The organism is Oerskovia paurometabola (genome assembly GCF_016907365.1).
Lineage (GTDB): Bacteria > Actinomycetota > Actinomycetes > Actinomycetales > Cellulomonadaceae > Oerskovia > Oerskovia paurometabola.
This window is the reverse complement of record NZ_JAFBBV010000001.1, coordinates 204257-229675: the sequence shown is the minus strand read 5'-3', so window position 1 is coordinate 229675 and position 25419 is coordinate 204257. Positions and strand designations below refer to the sequence as shown.

Annotated in this window: 23 protein-coding genes and 1 riboswitch; of the genes, 11 read left to right on the top strand and 12 right to left on the bottom strand. The window is 73.5% G+C overall.

Translation table 11 applies throughout. From position 1 onward, the window contains the following. Window positions 1-24: 24 nt before the first annotated feature. From gcvP to JOD48_RS01020, 3 genes are all read right to left on the bottom strand, one after another. Complete coding sequence (gcvP, locus tag JOD48_RS01030) at window positions 25-2925, bottom strand: aminomethyl-transferring glycine dehydrogenase (RefSeq protein WP_204806799.1); 2901 nt, start codon at window positions 2923-2925, stop codon at window positions 25-27. 209 nt (window positions 2926-3134) lie between these two features. Beyond that, a riboswitch (glycine riboswitch) is annotated at window positions 3135-3235 on the bottom strand. 28 nt (window positions 3236-3263) lie between these two features. After that, on the bottom strand, window positions 3264-4697 hold the full coding sequence (locus JOD48_RS01025) for a lactate/malate family dehydrogenase (RefSeq protein WP_204806797.1): 1434 nt from the start codon (window positions 4695-4697) through the stop codon (window positions 3264-3266). A gap of 74 nt (window positions 4698-4771) precedes the next feature. After that, entirely contained in the window at window positions 4772-6844 is a 2073-nt protein-coding gene (locus JOD48_RS01020) for an MSCRAMM family protein (RefSeq protein WP_307823904.1), read from the bottom strand. Window positions 6845-7064: 220 nt separating this feature from the next. Between JOD48_RS01020 and JOD48_RS01015 the strand changes: the two genes are divergently transcribed. After that, entirely contained in the window at window positions 7065-7715 is a 651-nt protein-coding gene (locus JOD48_RS01015; protein ID WP_191792241.1) for a hypothetical protein, read from the top strand. A gap of 162 nt (window positions 7716-7877) precedes the next feature. Beyond that, the gene (locus tag JOD48_RS01010) at window positions 7878-8078 is read left to right on the top strand and encodes a hypothetical protein (RefSeq protein WP_191792242.1); all 201 of its coding nucleotides are present in this window, start codon (window positions 7878-7880) and stop codon (window positions 8076-8078) included. Between the two features lie 11 nt (window positions 8079-8089). Here JOD48_RS01010 and JOD48_RS01005 read toward each other — a convergent pair whose 3' ends face one another. Beyond that, window positions 8090-8995 (bottom strand): LysR family transcriptional regulator, encoded by a 906-nt coding sequence (locus JOD48_RS01005; protein WP_204806794.1) that lies wholly within the window; start codon window positions 8993-8995, stop codon window positions 8090-8092. A gap of 195 nt (window positions 8996-9190) precedes the next feature. Between JOD48_RS01005 and JOD48_RS01000 the strand changes: the two genes are divergently transcribed. Beyond that, complete coding sequence (locus JOD48_RS01000; protein WP_191792244.1) at window positions 9191-9532, top strand: CBU_0592 family membrane protein; 342 nt, start codon at window positions 9191-9193, stop codon at window positions 9530-9532. Between the two features lie 7 nt (window positions 9533-9539). Here JOD48_RS01000 and JOD48_RS00995 read toward each other — a convergent pair whose 3' ends face one another. Then, a complete protein-coding gene (locus JOD48_RS00995; RefSeq protein ID WP_204806792.1) occupies window positions 9540-10733 on the bottom strand; it encodes a pyridoxal phosphate-dependent aminotransferase in 1194 nt (397 codons plus the stop codon). Window positions 10734-10917: 184 nt separating this feature from the next. Here JOD48_RS00995 and JOD48_RS00990 point away from each other — a divergent pair, with 184 nt between their 5' ends. Further along, window positions 10918-11229: an STAS domain-containing protein gene (locus JOD48_RS00990; RefSeq protein ID WP_307823903.1), complete on the top strand. Its 312-nt coding sequence runs from the start codon at window positions 10918-10920 to the stop codon at window positions 11227-11229. Window positions 11230-11314: 85 nt separating this feature from the next. Then, entirely contained in the window at window positions 11315-11785 is a 471-nt protein-coding gene (locus tag JOD48_RS00985; RefSeq protein ID WP_204806790.1) for an ATP-binding protein, read from the top strand. A gap of 48 nt (window positions 11786-11833) precedes the next feature. Here the strand turns inward: JOD48_RS00985 and JOD48_RS00980 are convergent, their stop codons facing one another. Beyond that, window positions 11834-14125, bottom strand: a complete 2292-nt coding sequence (locus JOD48_RS00980; RefSeq protein WP_204806787.1) for a SpoIIE family protein phosphatase — start codon at window positions 14123-14125, stop codon at window positions 11834-11836. Window positions 14126-14308: 183 nt separating this feature from the next. Here JOD48_RS00980 and JOD48_RS00975 point away from each other — a divergent pair, with 183 nt between their 5' ends. Continuing rightward, a complete protein-coding gene (locus tag JOD48_RS00975) occupies window positions 14309-14983 on the top strand; it encodes a DnaJ family domain-containing protein (RefSeq protein ID WP_204806785.1) in 675 nt (224 codons plus the stop codon). Between the two features lie 51 nt (window positions 14984-15034). Further along, window positions 15035-16255 carry an alpha/beta hydrolase gene (locus tag JOD48_RS00970; RefSeq protein ID WP_204806783.1) on the top strand — a complete coding sequence of 407 codons (1221 nt, stop codon included), beginning with the start codon at window positions 15035-15037 and terminating at the stop codon, window positions 16253-16255. Here JOD48_RS00970 and JOD48_RS00965 read toward each other — a convergent pair. After that, complete coding sequence (locus JOD48_RS00965) at window positions 16246-16749, bottom strand: low molecular weight protein-tyrosine-phosphatase (protein WP_204810209.1); 504 nt, start codon at window positions 16747-16749, stop codon at window positions 16246-16248. The genes JOD48_RS00970 and JOD48_RS00965 overlap by 10 nt on opposite strands. A 135-nt stretch (window positions 16750-16884) precedes the next feature. Between JOD48_RS00965 and JOD48_RS00960 the strand changes: the two genes are divergently transcribed. Then, window positions 16885-17796 (top strand): SDR family oxidoreductase, encoded by a 912-nt coding sequence (locus JOD48_RS00960; protein WP_191792247.1) that lies wholly within the window; start codon window positions 16885-16887, stop codon window positions 17794-17796. Window positions 17797-17845: 49 nt separating this feature from the next. Beyond that, on the top strand, window positions 17846-19564 hold the full coding sequence (locus JOD48_RS00955; RefSeq protein ID WP_204806781.1) for a DHA2 family efflux MFS transporter permease subunit: 1719 nt from the start codon (window positions 17846-17848) through the stop codon (window positions 19562-19564). A gap of 359 nt (window positions 19565-19923) precedes the next feature. Here JOD48_RS00955 and JOD48_RS00950 read toward each other — a convergent pair whose 3' ends face one another. Both JOD48_RS00950 and JOD48_RS00945 read right to left on the bottom strand, forming a co-directional pair. After that, a complete protein-coding gene (locus tag JOD48_RS00950; protein ID WP_204806779.1) occupies window positions 19924-20220 on the bottom strand; it encodes a hypothetical protein in 297 nt (98 codons plus the stop codon). Between the two features lie 53 nt (window positions 20221-20273). Then, a complete protein-coding gene (locus JOD48_RS00945) occupies window positions 20274-21095 on the bottom strand; it encodes a class I SAM-dependent methyltransferase (RefSeq protein ID WP_204806777.1) in 822 nt (273 codons plus the stop codon). A gap of 364 nt (window positions 21096-21459) precedes the next feature. On the opposite strand from JOD48_RS00945, the gene JOD48_RS00940 reads away from it, so the two are divergent. Then, window positions 21460-22053 carry a hypothetical protein gene (locus JOD48_RS00940; protein WP_204806775.1) on the top strand — a complete coding sequence of 198 codons (594 nt, stop codon included), beginning with the start codon at window positions 21460-21462 and terminating at the stop codon, window positions 22051-22053. A 6-nt stretch (window positions 22054-22059) separates the two neighbouring features. Here JOD48_RS00940 and idi read toward each other — a convergent pair whose 3' ends face one another. The 3 genes from idi to JOD48_RS00925 form a co-directional block, all read right to left on the bottom strand. Beyond that, window positions 22060-22659, bottom strand: coding sequence for an isopentenyl-diphosphate Delta-isomerase (idi, locus tag JOD48_RS00935; protein WP_204806772.1), 600 nt, complete (start codon window positions 22657-22659; stop codon window positions 22060-22062). A gap of 193 nt (window positions 22660-22852) precedes the next feature. Beyond that, window positions 22853-24208 (bottom strand): permease prefix domain 1-containing protein, encoded by a 1356-nt coding sequence (locus tag JOD48_RS00930; RefSeq protein WP_225227188.1) that lies wholly within the window; start codon window positions 24206-24208, stop codon window positions 22853-22855. Further along, window positions 24205-24576 (bottom strand): PadR family transcriptional regulator, encoded by a 372-nt coding sequence (locus JOD48_RS00925; protein ID WP_191791251.1) that lies wholly within the window; start codon window positions 24574-24576, stop codon window positions 24205-24207. The genes JOD48_RS00930 and JOD48_RS00925 overlap by 4 nt, the downstream gene beginning before the upstream one ends. Before the next feature lie 127 nt (window positions 24577-24703). Here JOD48_RS00925 and JOD48_RS19825 point away from each other — a divergent pair, with 127 nt between their 5' ends. Then, on the top strand, window positions 24704-25372 hold the full coding sequence (locus tag JOD48_RS19825) for a helix-turn-helix transcriptional regulator (protein ID WP_191791250.1): 669 nt from the start codon (window positions 24704-24706) through the stop codon (window positions 25370-25372). Window positions 25373-25419 lie beyond the last annotated feature (47 nt).

The window sequence follows — 25419 nt, the reverse complement described above, 5'->3', positions numbered from 1 at the left end:
CGTGGTCACGCTGGTTCTGACACCTCAGGAGTACGACTCGATCGGGGGGCAGGAGCACACGAGGTTGCGGTCGCCACGCGCCCCGTCGATGCGGCGCACGGGCGGCCAGTACTTGCCCGACCGCAGCGTAGCGAGCGGGTAGGCCGCGACCTCGCGCGAGTAGGGCTTGTCCCAGGCGTCCGAGACGACCGCGGCGGCAGTGTGAGGCGCCCCGCGCAGCGGCGACTCCTCGATGCCCCACGTACCGGCCGCGACCTCGTCGATCTCGGCCTTGATCGCGACCATCGCCGCCACGAAGCGCTCGAGCTCGGCGAGGTCCTCGCTCTCGGTCGGCTCGACCATGAGCGTGCCCGCGACCGGGAAGGACAGCGTGGGCGCGTGGAACCCGTAGTCCATGAGGCGCTTGGCCACGTCCTCGGCCGTGACGCCGGTCTGCGCGGTGATCGGGCGCAGGTCGAGGATGCATTCGTGCGCGACCAGGCCCGCCTCGCCGGTGTAGAGCACGGGGAAGTGCTCGGTCAGGCGGCTGGCCAGGTAGTTGGCGGCGAGCACGGCGGTCTTGGTCGCGGCCTCCAGGCCGTCGGGCCCCATGAGGGCGACGTACGCGTAGGAGATCGGGAGGATGCCGGCCGAGCCGAAGGGAGCGGCCGAGACCGGTGCCGCCCCCTCGCCCGTGAGGGGGTTCCCGGGGAGGAACGGGACCAGGTGCTCGGCGACGGCGACGGGTCCGACCCCGGGGCCGCCACCGCCGTGCGGGATGCAGAACGTCTTGTGCAGGTTCAGGTGCGAGACGTCGCCCCCGAACTCGCCGGGCCGGGCGAGCCCGACGAGCGCGTTGAGGTTCGCGCCATCGATGTACACCTGGCCCCCAACCGCATGTACAAGATCGCAGACCTCGCGCACGTGCTCCTCGTAGACGCCGTGGGTCGAGGGGTAGGTGATCATGATCGCCGCGACCTGGGGGCCGTGCTGCTCGAGCTTGGCGCGCAGGTCGTCGAGCTGGACCTCGCCCTTCTCGGACGTCGCCACGACCACGACGCGCATGCCCGCCAGCGCCGCCGACGCCGCGTTGGTGCCGTGCGCCGAGGCTGGGATGAGGCACACGTCGCGCCCCTCCTCGCCGCGCGAGCGGTGGTAGTCGCGGATCGCGAGCAGGCCCGCGAACTCGCCCTGCGACCCCGCGTTGGGCTGCACCGAGACGCCCGCGTAGCCCGTGATCTCGGTGAGCTGGGCCTGGAGGCCGTCGATCAGCTCGGCGTATCCGAGGGCCTGGTCGGCGGGCACGAAGGGATGCAGGTCCGCGAACCCGGGCCAGGAGATGGCCTCCATCTCGGCGGTCGCGTTGAGCTTCATGGTGCACGAGCCGAGCGGGATCATGGTGCGGTCGAGCGCGAGGTCCTTGTCGGAGAGCGAGCGCAGGTAGCGCAGCATCGCGGTCTCCGAGCGGTGGCGGTGGAACACCGGGTGGGTCAGGTAGTCCGTCGTGCGCAGCAGTTCCGGGGTCAGCACGCTGCCGCCGCCGACGAACCCGAGGTCATGGCCGGCCGCGAAGACCTCGACGAGCGCGAGCACGTCGTCGGGGGTCGTCGTCTCGTCGCACGCAATCTGTACATGATCAGAATCCGGGTTGTACACATTGATCCCGGCGTCCGCCGCGGCAGCGACCAGGGCTGCCGCGCGACCCGGCACCACGGCCGCCACGGTGTCGAAGAAGACCTCGTGGCGAACCTCGACGCCCGCGGCCCGCAGACCGTTCGCGAGCGCCACGGCCCGCGAGTGCACGCGCTCCGCGATCTCCTTGAGCCCTGCGGGCCCGTGGTAGACCGCGTACATCGACGCGACGATCGCGAGCAGCGCCTGGGCCGTGCAGATGTTGCTCGTCGCCTTCTCGCGGCGGATGTGCTGCTCGCGGGTCTGCAGGGCCAGGCGGTAGGCCTGGTCGCCGTCGGCGTCGACCGACACCCCGACAAGCCGGCCCGGGAGCGACCGCTCGAGGCCCTTGCGGACCGCCATGAACGCGGCGTGCGGGCCGCCGTAGAACAGCGGCACGCCGAAGCGCTGGGCGGAGCCCACCGCGACGTCCGCACCGAGCTCGCCGGGGGAGACGAGCAGGGTGAGGGCCAGCAGGTCGGCGGCGATCGTCACCAGAGCGCCCTGCTCCTTGGTCTCGGCGACGAGGGGGCGCAGGTCCCGGACCACGCCCGAGGTGCCGCTCTGCTGCAGCACCACGCCGATGAGCTTCTGGTCCGCCACCCCGGCGGCGACGAGGCCCGCCGTCACGCCCTCGGACAGGTCGACCACGACCACCGGCAGGCCCACCGACTCGGCCCGGGCCCGGGCCACGGCGATCGTCTGCGGGAACAGCTCGGAGTCCAGGGCGACGACGCCCGCCCCACCCTTGGCCGCGCGCCACATGAGCGCGACCGCCTCGGCGAGCGCGGTGGCCTCGTCGAGCAGCGACGCGTTGGCGACCTCGAGCCCGGTCAGGTCGAGGACCACGGTCTGGAAGTTGAGCAGCGCCTCGAGGCGCCCCTGGGAGATCTCGGGCTGGTACGGCGTGTACGCCGTGTACCAGGCGGGAGACTCGAGCACGTTGCGCCGGACGACCGGGGGAGTGATGGTCCCGTAGTAGCCGAGACCGATCATCTGCGTCTTGACGACGTTCTTGGCCGCGATGGCCCGCAGGTCCGCGAGGACCTCGGACTCGGTGCGGGCCGCGGGCAGGTCGAGCGGGCGGTCGGTCCGGATCGAGTCCGGGACCGCGGCGTCGATCAACGCGTCGAGCGAGTCGTAGCCGAGCTCGGCGAGCATGGTCGCGACCTCACCCGAGGGCGCGCCGGCCGAGTCCTCGGAGACCGGGCGGGGCCCGAGGTGGCGGAACGGGAAGTGCGCGCTGTCGAACGCGTCGCTGGACTGCTGTGTCACGGAGGTCTCCGGGGGTCGGCGAGGAAGACGACGGCAGGCCCAGGGGCCCGCCCGTTCCTCCCCGCTCTGTCATCGGACGCGCAGCGTCGACCTGAGAGTTTTGCCGGTCCGCCATGGTCCTCACGGACCCGGTGCGCGCCGGCTTGCACCGTCGGTAGGGGACTCCTGCGCCCGAGGGCGGGCGCGGAGCCACCGCTTTCCAGAGTTGCCTCGCCACCGCGGTACGTCGGCCTGAGAGATTCTCGGGGAGGAGTTGCTCCTTCGGCGCCGACCTCACCCTGAGGTGGCCGGGCTCTCCCGCAGTGGTTCGAGCAGCAGTATGTGGTTGTGCGCCCAGCCTAGCGCGCAGGTTCGTGCGGCGGTGCGGTCGTCTCACCGTCAGCGCCGTGCACGACGACGGAGCGCACCGTCGCCAGACGTCGCACCGCCCGCTCGAGCGCCCTCGCGCGACGTTCGCTGGCCCGGAAACCCACGTGGATCGTGCCCGCGTCGCCGTCGCCCTCGACCTCCTCGGTCGCGAGGTGCTCGAAGCTCACGCCGCGCGTCGAGAAGACGCCCGTGAGGCCGGTCAGGGTGCCCGCTCGGTGCAGGCCCTCGACCTGGGCCACCCAGGCGGGTTCGGCCGCGTCGGGGCCGGGGGGCACGCCTTCGGGCGTGGTGGGCCCGCCGGCTCCCCGGGCGGCGGGCGATGCGCCCGGCTCGCCCACCACTCCCGCCGTCCGCAGGGCCGACCCCACGGCCGCCGCCGCCCCGCGCAGGCGGTGCGTCTCGTCGTCGGGCAGGGCGTCCAGAAGGACGCGCGTCCATCCCTCGGGACCCAGCACGAGCGGGACGCCCAGGACGCCTCGCTGCGGCTCGCCCGCGAGCGCCACCTCGCCGTCCAGGGCGACCTGACCGGCGACGACGATCTCGCGGCCGTCGAGCACGACCTCGACGAGGTCGACCGTCGCGGACGCCGTGGCGGTCGCCGTCTTGGCGCCGCTCTGGTGCGTCATCCAGGGGCGTGCGACGACGCGCAGGTCGGCGGGCCACGTGTCGATCAGGCGGTACGCGGCGCCGACGTCGGTGGCCGCGACCTCGACGAGCTCGGCCTTGGCGGCGGCGATCTCGTCCGGGAACCGGTCGAGCGTGCGTCCGCGGCGCAGGAGCCGCACGGCCCGGTCGCGCTCGGCGAGGTCGTGCCCGCTGAGGCGGACCGTCGACCAGAGCGGCACGGCGTCCTCGCCGTGCTGACCACCGACGAAGCCGCCCACGCGGTGCCGTCGGACACCCAGCTCGACGGCGATCTCGCGCCGGAAGCGCAGGGTGTCGAGCCAGGCGCCCATCCCGACGACGCGTCGCGCGCCCAGCGCCTGGGCCATCACGGCGACGCCGACCTCGACGGGGTTGGACACCACGATCACGACCTCGTGCCCCGACCCGTGCAGCGCGATCGCATCGGCGTACTCGGCGAAGACCTCGCGGTTCGCGACGGCGAGGCCGGTCCGGTCGAGCGACGCTCCGGAGCGGGCGGGAGTCGTCGCCCCGGCCGCGACGACGACCACGTCGGCGACGACGTCGGCGGGGGAGTGGGCCACGTCGACGAGCGGGGCGTGCTCGTCGTAGGCGTCGACCAGGTCCGCGCGCAGCCCGTGGACCGCGCGCCCCGAGGCGCCGCCGGGCCGGCCGACGAGCTGCAGCCGGGAGGTCGTCGGCAGGATGCGGCGCTCGACGAGCTGCGTGACGACCTGCCGCCCGACGTCACCGGTCGCTCCGAGCACCGCTACGTCCATCCGAGCAGGCTACGTCCGGAAAGTCCCCTCCGCAGGCAGGAGGGTTCGCGCGGGCGTGGGGCGGGGGAGCGTCCTCAGGCCCGACGGCGCAGCGCTCGTCCGCCGACCAGGGCGAGTCCTGCGGTGGTCAGCGCAGCGGCAACCGCGAGCGGGACGGTCGGGTCTGCGCCCGAGCTCGCGAGACGTGCCGGGGCTGCCGGGCCGGTCGTGCGTCCGGCACCGGCCGCCGCACCAGGGAAGGAGGCCGGCGGGGTGCCCTGGCCGACGGGCGGCGTCGGCTCGACGGGGACGACCGGCTCGACGGCTACGGCTGCCTCGACCGTGAAGTCCTGGTCGAGGCGTGACTCGCCCCCGCTCGTGAGGGTCACGACGCTCTCGACCGGCCCCGTGGCCACGTAGCCGCCCGGCACGGTCAGCGTGATCGTGTAGTCGCCCGGGCCGAGCCCGTCGACGAAGTAGGTCCCGTCCGGGCCGGACGTGAGCGGGACGTCGCCGCCGGGGCCGCTCACCAGGACGGCCGCCCCCGGGACCGGCGCGCCGTCGTCAGCCGTGACCGTGCCGCCGACCGCGCCCGGCCGGGCGAGCGTGAAGTCGATCCCGGTCACGTCCTGCGCACCCAGCGTGACGGTGCGCGACGCCGGTTCGTCCACCGTGAACCCGGGCGGGGGAGCGACCGTGACCGTGTACGGACCGGCGGGGAGAAGATCGAAGAGGTACGTGCCGTCCGCGGCCGTGAGGGTGCTGCCCGTCGCGCCTCCCGGTCCCGTGAAGGACACCACCGCCCCCGCGACGCCCAGTCCGCCCGCCGTCACCGCCCCGGAGGCCGCCGGGAAGGGCTGGACCACGAAGCTCACGGTACGCAGCGCCTCCTCCCCGGGAAAGACCTCGAACGACTGACCGGGCTCCTCCACCGTGTACCCCGGCGGCGGTGTCACGGTCACGGTGTGCTGCCCCAGGGCGACCTGGTCGACGAGGTACGCCCCGTTCGAGTCGGTCACCGCCGTGACGGGCCCGCCCGGGCCCGCGATCGTGATGGTGGCGCCGGGGACGGGCGTCCCGTCCTCCGTGAGGACGGTGCCGCCCACCGGGACCGGGAGGATCGGGCGGACCGTGAAGTCGACCCCGGTCGCGTCGGTCGCCGCGAGGTCCGCGGGCAGGGAGCCGGGGCCGACGACGACGTACCCCGCCTGACCCGCCGGGGCCGGCGGAGGGGTGACCTCGACCGTGTACCCGTCCGCCGCGGTGTACCCCGTGAACGAGTACGTGCCGTCGGCTCCCGAGGTCGTGGTCGCGAGCCGGACCCCGTCCGCGGACAGGAGCGCGAGCGTCGCACCGGCGACGGGCCCCACGCCCTGCAGCACGACCGTCCCGGTGACGTCGCGTGCGAGCGACGCGAACCACGTCTGGAAGACGGGGAAGCCGGAGCGCTGCTGGAACAGGAGCGTCAGGCTCGTCACGGGCGCCGTGGGCTCGAACCAGCCCGTGGCCCCTGACGTGTCGGTCGCCGCCGTGTTCCCTTGCAGGACGCCCGTCGCGGGGTTCCACGTCGGGACGTCCACGCCCGTGCAGGCCGGGCTCGGGGCGACCGCGCAGTAGTTGAACCCGCCCTGGTAGCCCAGCTCGGCCCCCGTCAGGAGCCGGCCTCCCTCACCCCGGGCGACGACCGTCACCTGGTCGGCGTCGATGTCGCCCAGGACGAATGTCCACCCGCCCGCCGGGGTGGGGCGCTCGAACGTGTACGTCGTGGTCGACGGGGTGGTCGGGGTGTCGGCCCGCGGGCGCAGGTTCAGGTAGGGCTGCCCCTGGCTCGACCCGTACCTCGCCCCGACCGGCGTCGCAGCGCTCAGCCATGAGCTGGTCCCGGACTGGACGCCCACCTGACCGGCCCGCGAGTCCGACGTCACCGTCGCGGCCGGGAATCCTCCCGCGGGCAGCCGCATCGTCGTCGTGAAGCTGCCGCCTGTCCCGGTGAGCGGCTCCCAGGCGGCCCAGCCCGCCGTGGTCGCCGCGGTCGCGGGGACCGGGCCGCCGAGGCCGATACCGAGGCCGACGACCACGGCGAGGGCCAGGGCGCGGACGGCCCCGAGACGTCGGGCGGGCGGTGTCTGCGAGGCGGTGGCAGCCTCGGCCCGCTGGGGTTCGCGCACCTTCCACACGGTAGGAGCACGCGCCGGACGGCGCGCGCCGGACGGACCGAGCCGTGCGCGGGTTCCCCGGCGCGCTCGCGAGGGCGCCCCGCGCGGTCTGCGCCGCGGCGACAGCCCCTGCGCCACGGGAAGCAGGCCGACGCCGCGCCCGCCGCATAGGAGGTGGAAAACCGACGTGTGCTCCTGGCGAGCATGCCCGAGATCGACGGAGGTGCGGTCTGTGACGACCCCCGAGAATCGCCGTGCGGGGTTCTTGCTGATAGCCGCCACCCTCGTGATGCTCGCACTGCTCGCGCTGCTCGAGGGTTGCGTCGGGGACGCTCGCGGGAACCCGGCGGGCCCGGGAGCCGACGGGTCGTCCGTGCAGGACGCCGCGGCCACGGCCCCGGCGCACGAGGAGCTCGCCGTCGCCACGGGCGAGAAGATCGCCGCGGAGGACGTCGACAGGCTCCCCGACGGCAAGAGGGCGTTCGCCCTGCCCGACGGGTCGCGGGTCGTCGTCACGAGCGACGAACCCTTGCCGGAGCGTGTCAGGTCCTACGTGCAGGGCCAGGTCGACAAGAGCGTCCAGGACCCGGGCGTACCCGACCAGATCGTCACGAACCGCAGCCTGATCGTCGACACCGCCCAGGGCATCGCCCGCAAGATCGGCCTCCAGACGGGCAAGCAGATCGTGTTCGTGTACCCGCTCGTCGGGAGCTGCCCGGCAGGGACCGCCCCCGTCCTCGGCTGGGCGCACACCTCGATCACGTTCTACGACACGTTCGACTGCGACGTGCTGGCGACCAGGGAGGAGGCCGAGGCGCGGGTCGCAGCGACCGTCGCAGCCCAGAAGGACCCGGAGCGGTACCAGGTGTTCGTCCGTGAGTAGCGCCCACACGATCTCCACGACTCTCCCCATGGTCCCGCCCACGTGCGCGGGCGCGCCTCCTTCGCCCCGCCCGTGCGGCGGGCAGGATGAGGTGCTCATCCCGTCGCGCGCCCGCGTCGAGGACCACCACGAGCGCCCGAGGGGGCTTCACCCAGCATGGACATGACCTCGCAGGACCAGCAGCCCCGCAAGTCCGCCTACGTCCCTCGGCACCTCGCCACACCGGACGTGCCGGCCCGGGGCGTCGACCTCCCCGCGGACCCCCGGGCGATGCGCTGGGACCGGTCGGCGGGCACCCTCACCCGGGTCCTGGACGAGCTGTCGGTGCTCGACGACGGGAGCCTGTCGGTCGGCAGGCGCTGAGCGCCCCTGGTTCAGCCCAGCTCGATCGCCGAGGCCGCCGCGACCATCTCGTCGATGACCGCGTTCACGACGGGCCGGGGCTCGTGCCGGGTGGCCCGGTGGCGTGCGACGAGACGACGCGAACCGAGACCTGGGAGCGGGACGACCGTGACGCCGTCGGGCATCTCGCCCTGGACGGCGAGCGCAGGGAGCATCGCGACGCCCTGCCCGGCGGCGACGAGCGCGAGCGCGACGTCGAAGTCGTAGTACGAGTGGCGCGTGCGCAGCGTCGTGCCGAGCGTGCGCGAGAGGCGGCGCAGGGCGCGGGCCGCGGCCGTGGTGGTCTCGGGTCCCAGCCAGACCGCGTCGCGCACGTCGTCGAGTCGCGCGGGCGTGGGGAACGCCGCGGGCACCACGACGCGCCACGGCTCGTCGAGCAGCGGGACCTCGCGCATCCCGCGCGGCGCGGGGGAGTCGGCGTCCTCGTCGCGCTCCAGGAGGACGACGTCCAGGTCGCCGCTGCGCAGCAGCCGCAGGGCCTCGGCGGGCTCGAGCTCCTGGACGTCGAGCTCGACGCCGGGGTAGCGCGCCTCGAGCGACGCGAAGGTGGGGGCGACGACCGCGCGGATCGCGGTCTGGAACGACCCGACGGACACCGTCCCGGTCATCTCCTCGCTCATCGCGACGATGGCCTTGCGGGCCTCGACCATCTCGGACTCGATGCGTTCGGCGGCCTCGGCGAGGATGCGGCCCGCAGGTGTGAGGGTCACGCCACGGGGTCCCCGGTCGAGGACCTGGATCTTCTCCTCGGCCTCCAGACGCGCTATTTGCTGAGACACGGCAGAGGGCGTCACGTGCAGCAGGTCGGCCGCCGCCAGGACGCCTCCGGACCGGTGCACGGCAAGCAGGAAACCAAGTCTTCGTGGGTCCGTGGCCATGTAGTGATGCTAAACGGCCACGTCAGAGTTCTTCAATTGTGCTGAATGATTTTCGGGGTCACACTTGTGACGTGGCGCCGGCCGGTCCTCCTCAAAAGGGGCTGGCGCCCACAATCCACCTGGTCGCTGCAGCGTCGCAGCTCCCACCAGGACCCCCCTCCCCGATCCCTTCATGACCCCTGCCCGGAGACCGCCATGTCCGCTTCCCCCGCCCTCGTCGACCTGGTCGTGACCCCCCTCGGATGGGTCGGCGCGATCGCGGCCGTCACGGCGTACGCGATGGTCACCCGTGGCCGCTGGTCGGGGGACTCGCTGCGGTTCCAGCTCACGAACTTCGTGGGCGCCGGGCTCATGTGCCTGGTCGCCGCGGTCAACGGCGTATGGCCCTCGGCGGTCGCGAACGTGGTGTGGATCGTCATCGGCGGTCAGGCCATCGTCGTGCTCGTCAAGGCCCGACGGCGTCGCGCGACCGAGGCGGTCGTCATCCCTCTCGAAGCGCCCACCGCCCAGGCGCGTGCCGTGGACCTGGCTGCCTGACGACCCGTCACACCCGCCGGTACCCCGCGGCCCGCCACGCCGCGATCCGGTCGACCGCCTCGGCCACGACCTCGGGCGCCGCCGCGAACGACAACCGGACCCACTCGTGGCCGCGCACGCCGTCGAAGTCCGTGCCGGGCGTGAGCGCGACCCCGGTGTCGGCGAGGAGCCGCTCGCACCACGTGACCGAGTCCATGCCCGACCCGGCGACGTTCGCGTACACGTAGAACGCACCGTCCGCCGGGGCGACCGGGTCCCAGCCCAGGTCGTCGAGCCGGTCGAGCACCAGGGCGCGCGAGTCCGCGTACCGGGCGACGTTCGCCGCCGCCGCCGCGTACCCCTCGGGGGTCAGCGCCGCGACGCCCGCGTGCTGTGCGAGCGCCGGCGGGCTCAGCGCGATGTTGCCCGCGAGCGCGTCGACCGGGGCCACGAGGTCCTCGGGCAGCACGAGCCACCCGAGCCGCCACCCGGTCATGGCCCAGTACTTGGAGAACGAGTTCACGACGACCGCGCCGCCGTCGAGGTACTGCGCAGCGGTCGCCGTCTCGCCGGCCTCCGACGCGGGGTCGGCGTAGACGATGCCGTGGTAGATCTCGTCGCTGACCAGGCGCACGTCGTGGTCGGTGCACCACGCCGCGAGCTCGGCGAGGTCGGCCGGCGGGATCATGGTCCCGGTCGGGTTCGCCGGGCTCGCGACCACGAGCCCGTCGAGGCCGCCCCCGTAGTACGCCTCCATGAGCTGGGAGACCGTCGGCTGGTAGCGGGTCTCGGGGCCGCAGTCGAGCTCGACGACCTCGCACCCCAGGGCCGAGAGGATGTTCCGGTACGCGGGGTACCCGGGACGGGCCAGCGCGACGCGGTCCCCCGGGTCGAACGCCGCGAGGAACGCGAGCATGAAGCCGCCCGACGACCCCGTGGTCACCGCGACGCGCGACGGGTCGACGCTCACACCGTAGGTGCGTCCGTAGTGCTCCGCGATCGCCTGGCGCAGCGCCGGCACGCCCAGTGCCTCGGTGTAGCCCAGGTCCCCCGACTCGAGGAGCTGGATCGCCCGGCGCCGCACGACGTCGGACGCGCCCGTCGCGGGTTCCCCCGCGCACAGGTTGAGGACCGGCTCGCCCGCGTCGCGGCGGGCGTTCGCCGCGGCGAGGACCTCCATGACGGCGAACGGGGGGACGTGCGACCTGCGGGAGACCTTCATGAGGCCATCATGCCCGGGGTTCCGGGCCTCGCGGGCCCCCTCGAGCACCGGGTGAACTGTGCAGGTCCGGTGACGGAGCGAGTCCTGGAAGGAAACCGGGCCAGAAGTTCCGTAACCTGGCACGGGTCCCGGTCGACAAGCGACCGGGGTGCACACCACTCAGGACACGAGCGAGAGGCGAGCAGTGCCGGAGCACACGACGCAAGGGGGAGTCCGCATCGACGACTCCGGACCTCGATGGACGATGTGGGGTGAGGTCGACGCCGCGGTCCAGGACCGCTCCGAAGGGGACCTCGTCCGATCGCTCGAACGCGCCGACGGCCCCGTCACGATCGACCTGACCGACGTCACGTTCATGGACTCGGGTGGTCTGCGGCTGCTGTACCTGTCCCTCCTCGCCGGGGGCGCGGCCCCCGTCCTGGTCGGCGTCCCGGAACGCATCCGGGACCTGCTCGAGATCAGCGGTGTCCTGACGCAGTTCACGCTCGTCGACTGACCCGTCCCGTCGCCGCGGCCACCACCCTCTCGGCCGCGCCGTCGCACCCGTCCACCCGAACAACCGGACCCATCGGAGGAACCTCTTGGACACCTCGATCGCCTCGTCCCGTCCGCCCGAGAACTTCCACGTGGTCCGCGTCTGGCAGCTCGACTCGATCGACGAGCTCTCGACGTTGCGTACCTCGCTCCACCTCGAGCTCACGGGGCGCCCGCTCGCTCCCGACGGCGCCCTCGCCGAGGTCCCGGAGAAGATCGTCCTCGTCGCGAGCGAGCTCGCGACGAACGCCCTGCGCCACGGGCGCCCGCCGACGACGGTCCAGCTCCTGACCGACGGCGAGGAGTACATCGTCGACGTGATCGACCAGGACACGAGCCGTGCCCCCGTGGTCGCGGCACCGCGCCTGCCGGGCGACGGGGGCTTCGGCCTCGTGCTCGCGCAGCGGATCGCCCTGGACGTGGGTTGGTTCGTCGCGGACGGCAAGCACGTGTGGGCACGCCTCGGAGTCCCCCGTGAGGCGGTCGGACCGCCGGTACCCGTCGCGGCGGTCCCCTGACCGCTCGCTCCCGTCGAGGGCCGGTCTGCGCGAGGCGCAGACCGGCCCTCAGCCGTCCTCGGCCTCGCCGACGGCCCGACGACGCAGCACCAGCAGCGTCGCGTCGTCCTCCGACGCGGGGTCCCGGGTCTCGCGCAGCACGGCGTCGACGTCGCCCACGTGCTCGGCGAACGTCCCGGCGAGCCGGCGCAGCCCGACCTTGAGCGACTCGTCGCGGCGCTCGAAGAGCCCGTCGCTGTAGAGCACGAGGGCCCCGCCGGGCGCGATCGACGTCGTCCCGGCCTCGAACCGCGGCGCGCCGAGCCCAAGCGGCGGCCCGCCCAGCAGCCGACCCCACACCACGCCCTCGCCCGGCACGAGGAAGAAGGGCGGCGGGTGGCCCGCGGTCACGTACTGGACAGAGCCCTCGTCGAGGTCGACGACCGCGACGACGAGGGTCGCGATCTGCCCCGGCATGGTCCATCGCACGGTCTCGGCGAGCTGCTCGACGGCCCCGCGAGCGGTGCCGTCCTGCACGAGCGCGGCGCGCAGCGTGTTGCGGAGCTGCCCCATCGAGGCGGCGGCCTGGAGACCGTGGCCCGTGACGTCCCCGACGACGAGCCCGAGCGCCCCCGAGGGCAGGCGCAGCGCGTCGTACCAGTCCCCGCCGACGAAGCCGCCACCGGCCGGCTCGTACCGCGCGGTGACGGTCCAGCCCGGCGTGTCCGGCAGCGACGCGGGCAGGAGGCTCCGTTGCAGGGCCTCGGCCGCGCGCACGTCGCGGCGCCCGGCCAGGTAGAGGGCCTCGACGAGGTGGCTGCGCAAGGCTCCGGCCGTCTCGACGGCGTCCTCGGCCCAGGGCTCGCTGTGGCCGCGCACGACCTCGCGCCACCGCTCGAACGACTTGCGGGGGCTGAGTCGGACCGTGTCGCCCTCGCTGCTCGCGATGGCCTTGTTGTGGGGGTCGCCGCCCCAGTCGACGCTGCGCAGCACCTCGTCGCGCAGCCAGAGCACGACCTGGCCGTCGTTGAGGTGCACCCCCAGCACGCCTGCGACGTCGGGCAGGTGCTCCGCGAGGTCCGGGGCGGCCACGCGCAGCGACTCGATCGCGACGACCTCGTCGTCCGCGGCCGCGAGCCGGTCCGCGACCCATCCGGCGAGCAGGGCGACCCCGGCGTCGTCGGGCACGCGCCCGAGCGAGGCCCAGCGCCCCTCCGCGACGACCAGAGCACCGTCGGCGCCCACGAGGTCGAGCAGGCGCCGGTCGGCCGTGAGCGCCTCGACGAGCGACGTGTCCTCGTCGCGGCTGTCCGCGACGAGGCCCGCGAGCAGCCGCGCCGACGCGCGCGAGACCGCCAGCCGGTCCTCCTCGCTCTGCGCGACGAGCAGCACCGACAGGGCGGCGCCCAGGAACTCCGCGGCCGCGCGCACCGCGTAGGGCGGGTGGTGCGGCCCCGAGTAGTGGTGGCACGCGATGAGGCCCCAGAGCTTCCCGTCGCGCAGCAGCGAGATCGACATCGACGCACCCACGCCCATGTTCGCGAGGTACTCGAGGTGGATCGGGGACACGCTGCGCAGCGTCGAGTACGTGAGGTCGAGCGGCTGCCCCGTGGTCGGGAGGTCGGTCGGCACCACGTCGCACGGCACGTAGCCCACGTCGTCGATCAGCCGGATCCAGTTCTTCTCGTACAGCGCGCGGGCCTGGCGCGGGATGTCGGTCGCGGGGTAGTGCAGCCCGTAGAACGAGTTCAGGTCCTCGCGCTTGGCCTCGGCGACGACCTCGCCGTTGTAGTCGGCGTCGAAGCGGTAGATCATCACGCGGTCGAAGCCCGTGAGCCGCCGCACGTGCCGCGCCGCCGTCCCGAACAGCTCGGGCAGCGTCCCGGCCCGGTCGAGGTCCGCGAGCGCCGCACGCACGGCCTGGTAGGTGTTGGGGAAGCTGAGCGGTCGCACGACCGCGGGCTCGAGCTCGATCACGACCACGGGCTCGGCGTCGGCCGGCAGCGGCGGGCGGTGCAGGATCGCGTCGGTCGCGACGTCGTGGGCCGCACCGGTGCGGATCTCGACGGGGTTGTGCGACGCGAGGTCGGTGTGCTGCGCGACGTGCGCGAGGAGCCGGGCGCCGTCGTCGGGTCCCAGGACCTCGGTCAGGGGCGTGCCGAGCACGTCCTCGGTGCCGCGTCCCAGGACCTCGCGCACGGTGGTCGAGCACTGCACCACGTGGCCGTCGGACTCCCGCACCACGAGGAGCGCCCCGCGGGGCTGGATGCGCCCCGGGACGTGGATGGGCTCGCGCGCGCAGTTCTCGAGGTCGATCGCCTCGGCCGGGCTGAGAAGGTCTTCGTCCGTGCTCTGTGCCATGTGCACCCCACCTCCCGCAGGTTCGCGGGCCGTTCATGGCAGCGCGCTGCCGACCAGTCCCGGCGGCTTCCTCACCGGTGACGAGCACGCCCGGCCGGAAGAGCCGGGCGGCCCAGCGTACAACGCCCGAGATCGGCGAGGATGGGGACAGCACCCGTCCAGCGACGACCGTGGGAGGACCCGATGACCGAGGACGACCCCGTGCGCCGGGCCGCGCAGTACCGCGTGGACCGCGAGACGGCGCGCGAGACGGCTGAGGCAGCGGCCGACGCGAACGCCCCGCGACCGGCCGACGAGACCGACGACGACGGTCCCGCCCGCCCGCGGCTCCCGCTCGAGAACCGCGGCCAGTGGGTCGACGAGCTGGTCCGCCAGGCCATGGCCCGCGGCGAGTTCGACGACCTGCCGCTCGCGGGCAAGCCCATCCCGGGCCTGGGGGCGCGCTACGACCCCGACTGGTGGCTCAAGAACCTCGTCGAGCGCGAGCAGATCACGGGCATCCTGCCCCCGGCACAGCTGCGGGCCGACGACGCCCGGCTGCGCGACGAGCTCGACCGCCAGTTCTCCGAGGAGTCCGTGCGCGAGGTCCTCGCCGAGTTCAACGCGCGCGTGGTCGACGCCCGGCGCCAGCTCCTGGGCGGCCCGCCCGTGGTCACGCCCCTGCGGGACGTCGAGGAGGAGGTCGCGCTCTGGCGCGACCGACGGGCAGCTCGCAGCGCCACGGCGTCGCCCTCGGGCCCGACGACGGCACGCACCTCCCGGGACCGCTCACGCCGTGAGGGCGACGGCCCGGGCGCGACGGGCCCACGGCGGTGGTGGCGCCGTCGGCGGCCGACGGACGACCCGCCGGCGACCTGACCCACCCGGCCCCAGCGAGCGCTCCCACCCACCGGCTCCTACCCTCGGGACATGCCCGAACCCACCGCCCCGACCGCCGAGACGAGGGGCTGGGTGCCCGACGTCCTCGACGGGTTCGAGCAGCTCACCCTGCCCCTCGACCCCGACGACGAGGGCGAGGTCGTCGCGACGCTGGTGCGGCGCCGTCGGGCCGCGGGCGGCGACCCGCTCCACGGGGGAGCGCGCCCGACGGGCGTGCGCGACCGCGGGATCGACGTCCTGTACGTGCACGGCTGGTCCGACTACTTCTTCCAGACCGGGCTCGCGGACTTCTGGGAGGGCCAGGGCGCGCGGTTCTTCGCGCTCGACCTGCGCAAGTACGGTCGCAGCCTGCGTCCCGGCCAGACCCCCGGGTTCGTCACGAGCCTCGCGACGTACGACGAGGACATCGAGGCCGCGCTCGCGGCGATGGGCCACGGCGTCCTGACGGCCGACCCCGCGATGCGTGAGCGCGGCCTGATCCTCATGGGTCACTCCACGGGTGGGCTCACGCTGAGCCTGTGGACCGCGCGCAACCAGGACCGCGTCACCGGGCTCGTCCTGAACAGCCCGTGGCTCGAGTTCCAGGCGCGCGACATCGGGCGCAAGATGCTCGCCCCGGCGATCGCGCTCCAGGCGCGGCTCGACCCGCGCGTCCCCCTGCCCCAGGTCGACCTCGGCTTCTACACGCGCTCGGTGTCCCGGACGCTCGACGGCGAGTGGGACTACGACCTCACGTGGCGGCCCGTCCGCGGGTTCGTCGTGCACGGGGGCTGGCTCAACGCGGTGCTGCACGGGCAGGCCGCGGTCGAGCTGGGGCTCGGGATCACCCTGCCCGTGCTCGTGCTGCTGTCCACGAGCAGCACGCTCGCCCCCCGGTGGACCCCGGAGATGATGCACAGCGACACGGCCCTCGACGTCGTCGGGATCGCGCGACGGTCGACCGACCTCGGACGCCTCGTCGTTCTCGCGCGCATCGAGGGGGCGCTGCACGACGTGGTGCTCTCGGCCGCGCCGGTCCGGGCGGTGGCCTACGAGCAGATCGCGACCTGGGTGCACGGGTACGTGCCCGAGCCGGCTCGCGAGCCGGATCCCGGCTCCGGCGAGGCGGGGCCCGGAGCGACCGGGGTGAGCGGATGGGCACCGGTCCGGTGGGCCCGCTCGGCCGCGGGCTCCGTGGGGTCGAGCGTGCGCGGGTGGGCCGCTCGGGCGCGCAGGACGCGCGGCTCCCGGGCGCGCCGGCCTCAGGCCTGACGGCGCGCGAGCTCTCCCCGCACGAACTCGACCACGCCGTCCGCGGCGGCCTCGACCTGCGCCAGGCAGTCCTCGAAGTCCTCCATGCCGCCGTACCAGGGGTCGTCGATGTCGAGCAGGTGCTCGTCGCGCTCGGCCCGCTCGGGCGCGACGGCCGGGGCGGCCGGGTCGAACGACCGGTACATGCGCACGTTCCCGTCGCCGTGGAGCCGCCGCAGGGCGCGCGCGTGCTGCGACGTCATGGGCAGCACCAGGTCGCGGGACACGACGTCGCTCGGCCGGACCTGGCGGGCGTGGTGGCCGTCGCCCGTGGCGTACCCGTGCTCGGCCAGGACGCGCCTCGCCCGGCGGTCCACCGGGTTGCCGTGCTCCTCCGCGCTGATGCCCGTCGAGTCCACGACCACGCGCCCGCCCAGCCCCGCGGCCTCGAAGCGGTCGCGCAGCACGATCTCCGCCATGGGCGAGCGGCAGATGTTGCCCGTGCAGACCGTCATCACGCGGTACGGGCCGTGGCCGGGGTCGGGGGTCGGGTCGGGGGTCGGGTCGTGGTGAGTGGTCACGAGACCAGTCTGCCCGAGCCGCACGCCCGCCCCCAGGCAGTTCCCGCGCGCCCGGCCTACCGTGGACGCATGACCATCAGGACGGGTTCGGGGATCGTCGCGGTGACCGGCGCGAGCGGGCAGCTCGGATCGAAGCTCGCGCTGAGGCTCGCCGCCGAAGGGGCCGCGCAGCGGCTCGTCGTGCGGGACGCGTCCAGGACACCACGCCTGCCCGACGGCGAGCCCCTGCCCGACTCCGAGGTCGCGGTCACCGCCGGCTACACCGACACCGAACGCATGGTCCGCGCCTTCCGGGGCACCCGCTCGGTCTTCCTCGTCTCGGCGCGCGAGTCGCCCGACCGGGTCGCCCAGCACCGGGCGGCCGTGGACGCGGCCGTCGCCGGAGGCGTCGAGCGCATCGTCTACGTGTCGTTCGTGGGAGCCGCCCCCGAGGCCACGTTCACGTTCGCGCGCGACCACTGGCACACCGAGGAGTACATCAAGGCCACAGGTCTGAAGTACACGTTCCTGCGCGACAACCTGTACCACCAGGGCCTCGTCCACATGGTCGGGGACGACGGCGTGATCCGCGGACCGGGCGGCGACGGGCGGCTCGCCTCGGTCTCGCACGACGACATCGCCGACGTCGCGACCGCGATCCTCCTCGACGAGCGCCCCCACGCGCACGACGGGAAGACGTACGACGTGACCGGCCCCCAGGCGTCGAGCCTCGCCGAGATCGCGAGCGTGCTCTCCGGCGTCACGGGCCGCAGCATCACCTACCACCCGGAGACGGTCGAGGAGGCGTACGCGTCGCGCGCGGTCTACGCCGCGCCGCCGTTCGAGGTCGACGGCTGGGTCTCGTCCTACACCGCGATCGCGGCGGGCGAGCTGGCCGGGGTGAGCGACGTCGTCGAACGCTTCGCCGGACGGCCCGCGCAGAGCTTCGCCGCGTGGCTCGACGACTACCCCGAGGAGTGGGACCGCCTGCTCCCCGCCTGACCGCACGGCCTGTGGGCTGCACGGTCGCCCCGACCCCGAAGGAGCGTCCATGACCTCGCAGCCGCAGGACCCGCGCGGTACCCCTCCCGCCGGCGAGACGCGCCCACCCGCGGCCCCCGACCACCGGTGGGCCGGGCTGTTCGTCCTCGCCACGGCGCTGTCGATGATCGTGCTCGACGGGACGATCGTGGGCGTCGCGCTGCCGACGATCATCGAGGACCTGCACCTCGACCTGGGCGACGCACAGTGGGTCAACGCGTCGTACTCGGTCGTGTTCGCGGCGCTCCTGCTCACCGCGGGCCGCCTGGGTGACCGTCTGGGACGGCGGAACATGCTGCTCGGCGGCGTCGTGGTCTTCCTCGCCGGAAGCCTCCTCGCGTCGCAGGCCGACGACGCCGGGACCCTGATCGTGGCGCGCCTGATCCAGGGCGTCGGCGGGGCTTTCGTCCTGCCCGCGACCCTGTCGACGGTCAACGCGACGTTCCGCGGCAAGGACCGCGCGGTCGCGTTCGGGATCTGGGGGGCCGTGATCTCGGGGATGGCCGCGGTCGGCCCGCTCCTCGGCGGGTGGCTCACGACGTCGTTCACGTGGCCGTGGATCTTCCTCGTGAACCTCCCGATCGGGGTCGCGGTCATCGTGGGGGCGTTGCTCGTCGTCCCCGAGACCCGCGCGCACATCACGGTGCCGGGGCTCGACGTCGTCGGGCTGCTCCTGAGCGCGCTCGGGTTCGGCGCGCTCGTCTTCGCACTCATCGAGGGGCAGTCCCTCGGGTGGTGGGCGCCCAAGGCCGAGCTCAAGGTCTTCGGGCTGGTCTGGGGGACCGACGCACCCGTCTCGCCTGTCCCGGTCATCGGCGCGATCGGCGTGCTGCTCCTGGTGCTCTTCGCGTTCTGGGAGAACCACCGCGCGCGGATCGCACGCTCTGCCCTGCTGGATCTCACGCTGTTCCGCGTCGCGACGTTCCGCTGGGGCAACCTCACGGCGATGCTCGTCGCGATCGGCGAGTTCGGCCTGATCTTCGTGCTGCCCCTGTACCTGCAGAACATCCTGGGACTGTCGAGCCTGGGCGCCGGCGTGGTGCTCGCGACCATGGCCGCGGGCGCGTTCTTCTCGGGAGCCATGGCCAGGCACCTCGCAGCCGCGATCGGGTCGCCGCGCACGATCGTCCTCGGACTGGTCCTGGAGGTCGTGGGTGTGATCGCGGTCGCGCTCGTCGTGACCCCGACCGTCTCGTCGTGGCTCATCGCGGTCCTGCTCGTGATCTACGGCCTGGGGCTGGGGCTCGCATCCGCACAGCTCACCGGCACGACGCTCGTCGACGTCCCCGAGGAGGAGTCCGGGCAGGCGTCCGCGACCCAGTCCACGTCGCGGCAGCTCGGCTCGGCGCTCGGTACGGCGTTCATCGGGGCTGCGCTCGCGATCGGTCTGTCGACCGCGGTCCCGCCCGCGCTCGAACAGGTCGACGGCGTCCCGGCCGCCGTCGCGTCACAGGTCGCCGACGCGACGGCCCAGTCGGCGGGCGGCACGATCCCGCAGCTGCGCGGCGAGGGTACCCGGAGCCAGTTCGGCGAGAAGACGCCCGACGTCGTCGACGCGCTCTCCGACGGGTTCAGCGACGCCACGCGGATCTCGCTGTACGTGGCCGGGGGCTTCCTGCTCCTGGGCCTGCTGTGCTCGACGAGGGTCGTCGCTGCCTCCCGGCGCGAGGGGGTGGACCAGGGCGAGCGGTCCCACGCCGAGGGTGACGCCGCTGACCGCCGAGGGTGACGTGCTGGGCCGCCGACGGTGACGGGTCTGAACCTGTCGAGAAAAACTCTGGCGACCCCGCGGACGGCAGGCGTAGCGTCGTCGGTACATGGGAAAGGAGGTGGTCCACGAAGTGAAGAATCTTCGGACACATGAGGTGGTTGCACGCTAGTCGTGCCATCGAGCGACGGACCTTGCGAGGAACCCGCGGCCGACAGGTGACCGTCACGTCACCCACGACCAGCGAGTACCGAGCAACCACCGGAGCCCGCGGGAGTCGCGCCCTTGTCCAGCGCGACGGGTGGAGGAATCCACCGGCCCGCGGGCTTCTTCACGCCTCGGCCGAAGGCGCTCTCTCCGGCTGGACCGAGAGACGTCCGTCAGGCCGACGAACGTGATCGGTCGTGGGCCACCAGTCCGCGCACACGACGCCAGGCCCGGACGGCAGACCCCATGAGCCACGCGGACAGAGCCACTGACAGGGCGACCCAGAACCAGGGGAAGGGATCGCCGGCGTGAAAGCTCCGCATCCCGGTCTGCCAGTCGTTGACCTGCGCGAGCCGCCACGCAATGGTCGCCACGCCCGCGATCAGCAGCGGGACGCAGGAGGCCGCGGTGACGACCCACGCCGTCCGTCGCGCCAGCGTGGTGTCGCCGACGAACCTGACCTTGTCCATGGCGAGCAGGCTACCGGCCGGACGGACGAGGGAGCAGCCGTCGCCCTCGGCGGTCAGAACGGCTTGCGCGCCACCACGAGGAACCGCGGAGCCTCGTCCACGAAGTCGTTGCCCGCCGCGAAGTGCATGTGCAGAGCACGCAGGGGCGCCTCGTAGCGCCCGATCGCCTCGGCCGACAGGCTCGCGATCTCCGGGACCTGCCACGCGATGACCTTGAGGTACCAGAGCAGCGAGCTCAGGTCGTGGAAGTGCCGGGTCCCGACGTGCTCGCGCGCCACGTCGATCACGAAACCGGCATCGGCCAGGTCGGCCACCGCGCCCTCGAGCGTCACGTCGTCCGGGTCCCAGGGGAGCTGTGCACCGAGCGCGGTGTTGACCCGGATCCCGTCGCGGGAGTCGACCTGCTGCGTGATGAACACGCCTCCCGGTTCCAGGACGCGCAGGACCTCGGACGGCTCGAACTCCTCGTGCCGGTCCAGGACCACCGCGAACCGGCCGTCGAGGAACGGCAGCATGAGCCCCTCGCCCTTGCTGCTCCCCACCTGCCGGACGTCGACGCCCAGGGGTTCGAGGCGCCGTCGGGCCACGGGGACGTTCGGCGGCCAGCCCTCCGTCGCGGCCGAACCCTCCGGCAAGGGCGCGAGCGAGCCGAAAGCCCCTCCGCCACCGGTCCCCAGGTCCAGGACGGGGCCGCGGCCGCTGCCCACGAGCTCGCGCGCGAGCACCAGGTAGTCCCAGGGCAGAGGGGCCTCGATGCAGCGGTCGTCGATCGGGGACAGGTCGAAGCCCTCGACCGGTGTCGCCCGCGCCCACTCGACGTGCGCCTCGAAGGGGGCGGCGCGGTCGGGGACGGGCGGGACTCCGGCATCAGACATGCGTCGATTGTCCCCCGCAGGAGAGGGCACCGTCGAAACGGCACGCCCGCCCGGACGACCCGAGCGCGCCCGGGGGAAGGAGGTTCTCGACCCGGCGTCCACCGGCGGGAGCCATCTGGCCACGGACCGGGACGAAGCGGTAGTTTTCGTGCGCGCCCTCCGCTGAGGCGCGCACCACCACCCGACCCGAGGATCCCCCCTGAGCCCCGCGCCCCACCCCCTCAGCGACCGCGCGACCCGCAAGGTCCGCGCCGTCGCGGACCGCCACCGCCCGACCCTCGGCGAGCTGCGCCACGTCGAGTCGTGCACGCTCTCCGCGCGCGCGATCGGGACGGTCGCCGGGATCTTCGCCGCGGTCGTCGCCGTGATGGTCTTCAACGGCCGCGTCGTCGAGGTGATCGGGTTCGCCCTCTCGATGGGCCTGGTCCTGGCCGTGGTCCTGCGGTTCGTCGCGAGCGAGAAGCTCCTCGTGCTCGAACGCGGCCTCGTGGTCGGCTCGTTCGGCCCGTTCATGACGCCCTACGCCGTGCCCTACGCGGACGTCGACGCGCCGAGCGTCGCGGCGATCGTCGGGACCCAGCGCCCGGTGACGCTGCTCAAGGCCGACCAGGGGGCGTCCGCGACGAACCGGACCGCCGTGTGGTCGCTGCGGTCCGTGACGTTCGTCGGGCCGACCGCCGAGGCCTCCCGCGCGTTCACCCGGACCGGGACGTGGCAGCCGCAACCCGAGAAGCAGGACCTGTGGGTGTTCTCGGTGCGCGGCGCGCGGCGCCAGGAGATCCTCGTGCACGAGCTCGCCGCGGCCCTGCACCGGTCCGGCCAGCCGGGCGCCGAGCAGGTCATGGCGCACGCCCTGCCCGCGCGGCGGCTGCGCGTGAGCACCGCCGACGCCGACCACCTGCGCCTGCCCGAGAAGCTGCGCTCGACGAGCGTCCAGGTCGGCGCCCCGGTCGGCTGAGCCCGCTCAGCCCAGGGCGGCGGCCACCTCGGCCAGCAGGGGCGAGGCGGCGCCGTCGGACCCGCTCGCCGCGTCGCGCAACGCCGCGACCTGCAGGACCATCCACGGGCTGAACGCCCACGGCGTCGCGTCGACCGCGCTCCCCAGCGCGCCCGGCGCGGCCCACTCGAGCTCGGCGACCTCGTCCGGGTTGGCCGTCACGTCGCTCGCGGCGCGCGCGACGTACACGGGGCAGATCTCGTTCTCGACCACGCCCGACGCGTCCACGGCCCGGTACCGGAATCCCGGCACGGCGACCTCGAGGCCCTCGATCCGCAGGCCCAGCTCGTGCGCGGCGTGCCGCGTGATGGACTCCTCGGTCGACTCGGTCCAGCGCGGGTGACCGCAGAAGGAGTTGGTCCACACGCCCGGCCACGTCCGCTTCGACAGGGCACGACGCGTCACGAGGAGGCGGCCTGCGCCGTCGAGCACGTAGCAGGAGAACGCCAGGTGCAGGGGCGTCTCCGTGGTGTGGACGTCGCTGCGCGCGAAGGTCCCGGTCCGGTTCCCCTCGGCGTCGACGGTCACGACGTGGTCGGCGGCGACGGGCACGTGCACGTCGGTCATGGCTCCTCCAGGGTCCTGCGGTGCTGTCGGGGGGGTGCACCGGTCGCAGGACCGGTGCGAGCAGCGCGGGCGCGGGCGCGCCCGGGGCATCCGGCCCCACTGTCACACACCGGACGAGAGGAAGGAAGTCCGTCCGGCAGGTGTCCCTCCCGGCCCGACGGCGCAGGGTCGCCCTGCGTCGTCGGGCCGCCGGTCAGACGAACCCGAAGACCGGCGGGAACACCACGACCACGACCGCCGCCCACACGGCGTACACCGGCAGGAACTGCGTCTGCCAGCGCCCGAGGGCCGCGAACGGGCGTCGTCCCCGCAGGAACGCGGTGAGGAGCAGTGCCGACCCCACGAGGTGCACGAGCAGCAGGAGGTTGAGCCCCAGGGCCGCGACCTTGTTGGGGCTGAACCCGAACTCGGCGATGCGGGTCAGCATCGCGGTGAGAGCGACCGCGTCGACCGCGAGCGCCGCGACGACCAGGGCGAGCAGCAGGGCGTCGAACAGGTGGGGCGGCGAGAGCGGGTCGCGTGCCGAGACCGAGTAGAGGAGCAGGCACAGGACGAGGACGAGGATCGCGTCCATGAGGATGAGGAGCCCGCGGTCGGTGTCGAGCAGGGACCCGGCCGTCGCGAGTACCACGAACAGCACGAGCAGCATCACGATCGTCAGGGGGGTGAAGACCCTGGTCAGGACCGGGGCGATGTTCTCGACGACGTTCTGCTTGGCCTCGACGAGCCAGGCCGCGACGACGAGCGCCCCGGGCACGGCGAAGGGCAGGACCCAGCCCTCGAAGAACGGCTCGGGGTCGATCCCGACGAGGTTGAGGGTCCCGAACGTGAGGCCGAGCAGGACGGCGCCACCCAGCGCGAGGAGCGTGAAGTAGATCGCGAGCTCGCCCGTGAACCGGGCGAAGTCCATGCGGCCGCTGTCCGAGCGCCACCGTCCACCGACGTACGCGATCCCCACGAGCGCCCACAGGACGACCGGGGCGTGCAGGGCGGCGAGGAGCAGGGTCGAGCCGTCCGCCTCGAAGGGGTAGACGTTGAGCACGACCGCGAGCACTGCGAACGGGACCAGGAGCATCACGCCCACGCCCCACGTGAGGCGTCGCTTCCACGCGAAGTAGCCCGCGAGGAACGGGAGGACGAGCAGGCTGACGTTGCGCAGCAGGACGGTCTCGTCGCCGATCGTCTCGGCGGCGACCTTGACCGCTACGCCCGCGCCGACCGCGAGCGCGAGGACGACGGCGAGCTCGCGCCACGACCGCTCGCCCCGACCTGGCGTTCCGGCGTCCGGGACGAGCACGAGCTGCTTCCACAGGCGGTCGGAGTGCTCGCGCGCGAACTCCCGCGAGACCTCGTCGAGGTTGCCCATGCGCTTGACCGCCACGAGGAAGGCCTCGTCGCCGTCGAGGCCCGTCGCGGTCAGGTCGGCGACCTGCTCACGCAGGTGGTCCTCCATCTCGTCGACGTCGGCCGTGGAGATCGCCTGACGGCGCTGGACGTAGCTGCGCCACTGGTCGATCTGGGCCTCGAGCTCAGGGGTGCCGGGCATCATGCCCACCCCTCGGCCACGGCGCGGGGAGGCTGGGCGTCGCCCAGGTCCTTCCACACCTGCTGGAGCGCGTCGGCGACGACCTGCCACTGCGCGCGGCGCTCGGCGAGCGCTTCGTGGCCTGCGGGCGTCAGGGCGTAGTGCTTGCGCCGCCGCCCGACGTCGGACACGCCCCACGTCGCCTCGACGAGCCCGAGGCGTTCGAGCCGGTGGAGAAGGGGGTAGAGCATGCCGTCGGTCCACTGCATGTGGCCGCCCGAGAGCTCGTTGACGCGTCGGACGATCGCGTAGCCGTACGACTCCCCGTCCGCGAGGATGCCGAGGACGAGCGGCGTGGCCGAGGCGGCGACGAGGTCCTTGTCGATGTGCATGGTGCTCCAATACCTAGGACTGCTAGGGGTAACTAACCTAGCAGATCTAGGTATGGTGGCGCGGGCCGCCCGAGACGAGCACGGCTCGCGGTTGCCGACCCTCACGACCCGTGCCAGAAAGACGACCGTGGAGAACTCGCGGCCGAGCATCACGGTCCTCGCGCCGCACGGGACCGCCCTCGGCCCCGCGCTCCACGCCGGCCTCGTGGCCCGCGGGTGGACGGCCGACCTGCTCACCGTCTCCCGCGCCGACCCCACGCACCTGCGGACGAGGGCGGTCGTCGTCATCGAGGACGACGACGGCAACCCCCGGATGGGCCTGCCCACGTCCGGTTCTCTCACGACGTGCGTCTGCGTCGGCTCGGTGCGTTCCGTGTCGGTCCTCCTCACGCTGCACGGGCGGGGCGCCACGGTCCTCAACCAGTCCGCGTCCCTGCTCTCGCTGCTCCGCCTCGTCGAGAGGGCGCACCTGACGCCCGGACGGACCGAGCACGAGGCCGTCGCCTTCTCCCGCACGCTGCAGCGGCGACGCGACGAGAGCGCCGGCCTCGGCCGCCTGACCGCCGCCGAGAACGGCGTCCTGCGCGGCATGATCGCGGGCTTCAGCGCGGCGCAGATCAGCAACCAGCGCTTCCTCTCGACCCACACGATCCGCAGCCACATCAAGTCGATCCTGACCAAGCTCCAGGTCCGGTCCCAGCTCGAGGCCGTAGCCGTCGCCCGTCGGTCCGGCCACATGACCTGGCTCCACGACGCCCCGGCACAGTTCACCAATTCTGGTGAGGACGACACCTGACGCCGTCGAGCAGAGTGAGGAACGCACGACGACGTGCGCGAGGCTCC

Bases quoted from the DNA above. Each gene is read 5' to 3' on its own strand.
- JOD48_RS01025 (WP_204806797.1), bottom strand. From the start codon at position 4,697: ATGGACGTAGCGGTGCTCGGAGCGACCGGTGACGTCGGGCGGCAGGTC.
- JOD48_RS00930 (WP_225227188.1), bottom strand. From the start codon at position 24,208: ATGATGCCCGGCACCCCTGAGCTCGAGGCCCAGATCGACCAGTGGCGC.
- JOD48_RS00980 (WP_204806787.1), bottom strand. From the start codon at position 14,125: ATGGCACAGAGCACGGACGAAGACCTTCTCAGCCCGGCCGAGGCGATC.
- JOD48_RS00950 (WP_204806779.1), bottom strand. From the start codon at position 20,220: ATGGACAAGGTCAGGTTCGTCGGCGACACCACGCTGGCGCGACGGACG.
- JOD48_RS00960 (WP_191792247.1), top strand. From the start codon at position 16,885: ATGACCATCAGGACGGGTTCGGGGATCGTCGCGGTGACCGGCGCGAGC.
- JOD48_RS00945 (WP_204806777.1), bottom strand. From the start codon at position 21,095: ATGTCTGATGCCGGAGTCCCGCCCGTCCCCGACCGCGCCGCCCCCTTC.
- JOD48_RS00995 (WP_204806792.1), bottom strand. From the start codon at position 10,733: ATGAAGGTCTCCCGCAGGTCGCACGTCCCCCCGTTCGCCGTCATGGAG.
- JOD48_RS00965 (WP_204810209.1), bottom strand. From the start codon at position 16,749: ATGACGGTCTGCACGGGCAACATCTGCCGCTCGCCCATGGCGGAGATC.
- JOD48_RS00955 (WP_204806781.1), top strand. From the start codon at position 17,846: ATGACCTCGCAGCCGCAGGACCCGCGCGGTACCCCTCCCGCCGGCGAG.
- JOD48_RS00925 (WP_191791251.1), bottom strand. From the start codon at position 24,576: ATGCACATCGACAAGGACCTCGTCGCCGCCTCGGCCACGCCGCTCGTC.
- idi (WP_204806772.1), bottom strand. From the start codon at position 22,659: ATGACCGACGTGCACGTGCCCGTCGCCGCCGACCACGTCGTGACCGTC.
- JOD48_RS01000 (WP_191792244.1), top strand. From the start codon at position 9,191: ATGTCCGCTTCCCCCGCCCTCGTCGACCTGGTCGTGACCCCCCTCGGA.
- JOD48_RS01005 (WP_204806794.1), bottom strand. From the start codon at position 8,995: ATGGCCACGGACCCACGAAGACTTGGTTTCCTGCTTGCCGTGCACCGG.
- JOD48_RS01010 (WP_191792242.1), top strand. From the start codon at position 7,878: ATGACCTCGCAGGACCAGCAGCCCCGCAAGTCCGCCTACGTCCCTCGG.
- JOD48_RS00975 (WP_204806785.1), top strand. From the start codon at position 14,309: ATGACCGAGGACGACCCCGTGCGCCGGGCCGCGCAGTACCGCGTGGAC.
- JOD48_RS00970 (WP_204806783.1), top strand. From the start codon at position 15,035: ATGCCCGAACCCACCGCCCCGACCGCCGAGACGAGGGGCTGGGTGCCC.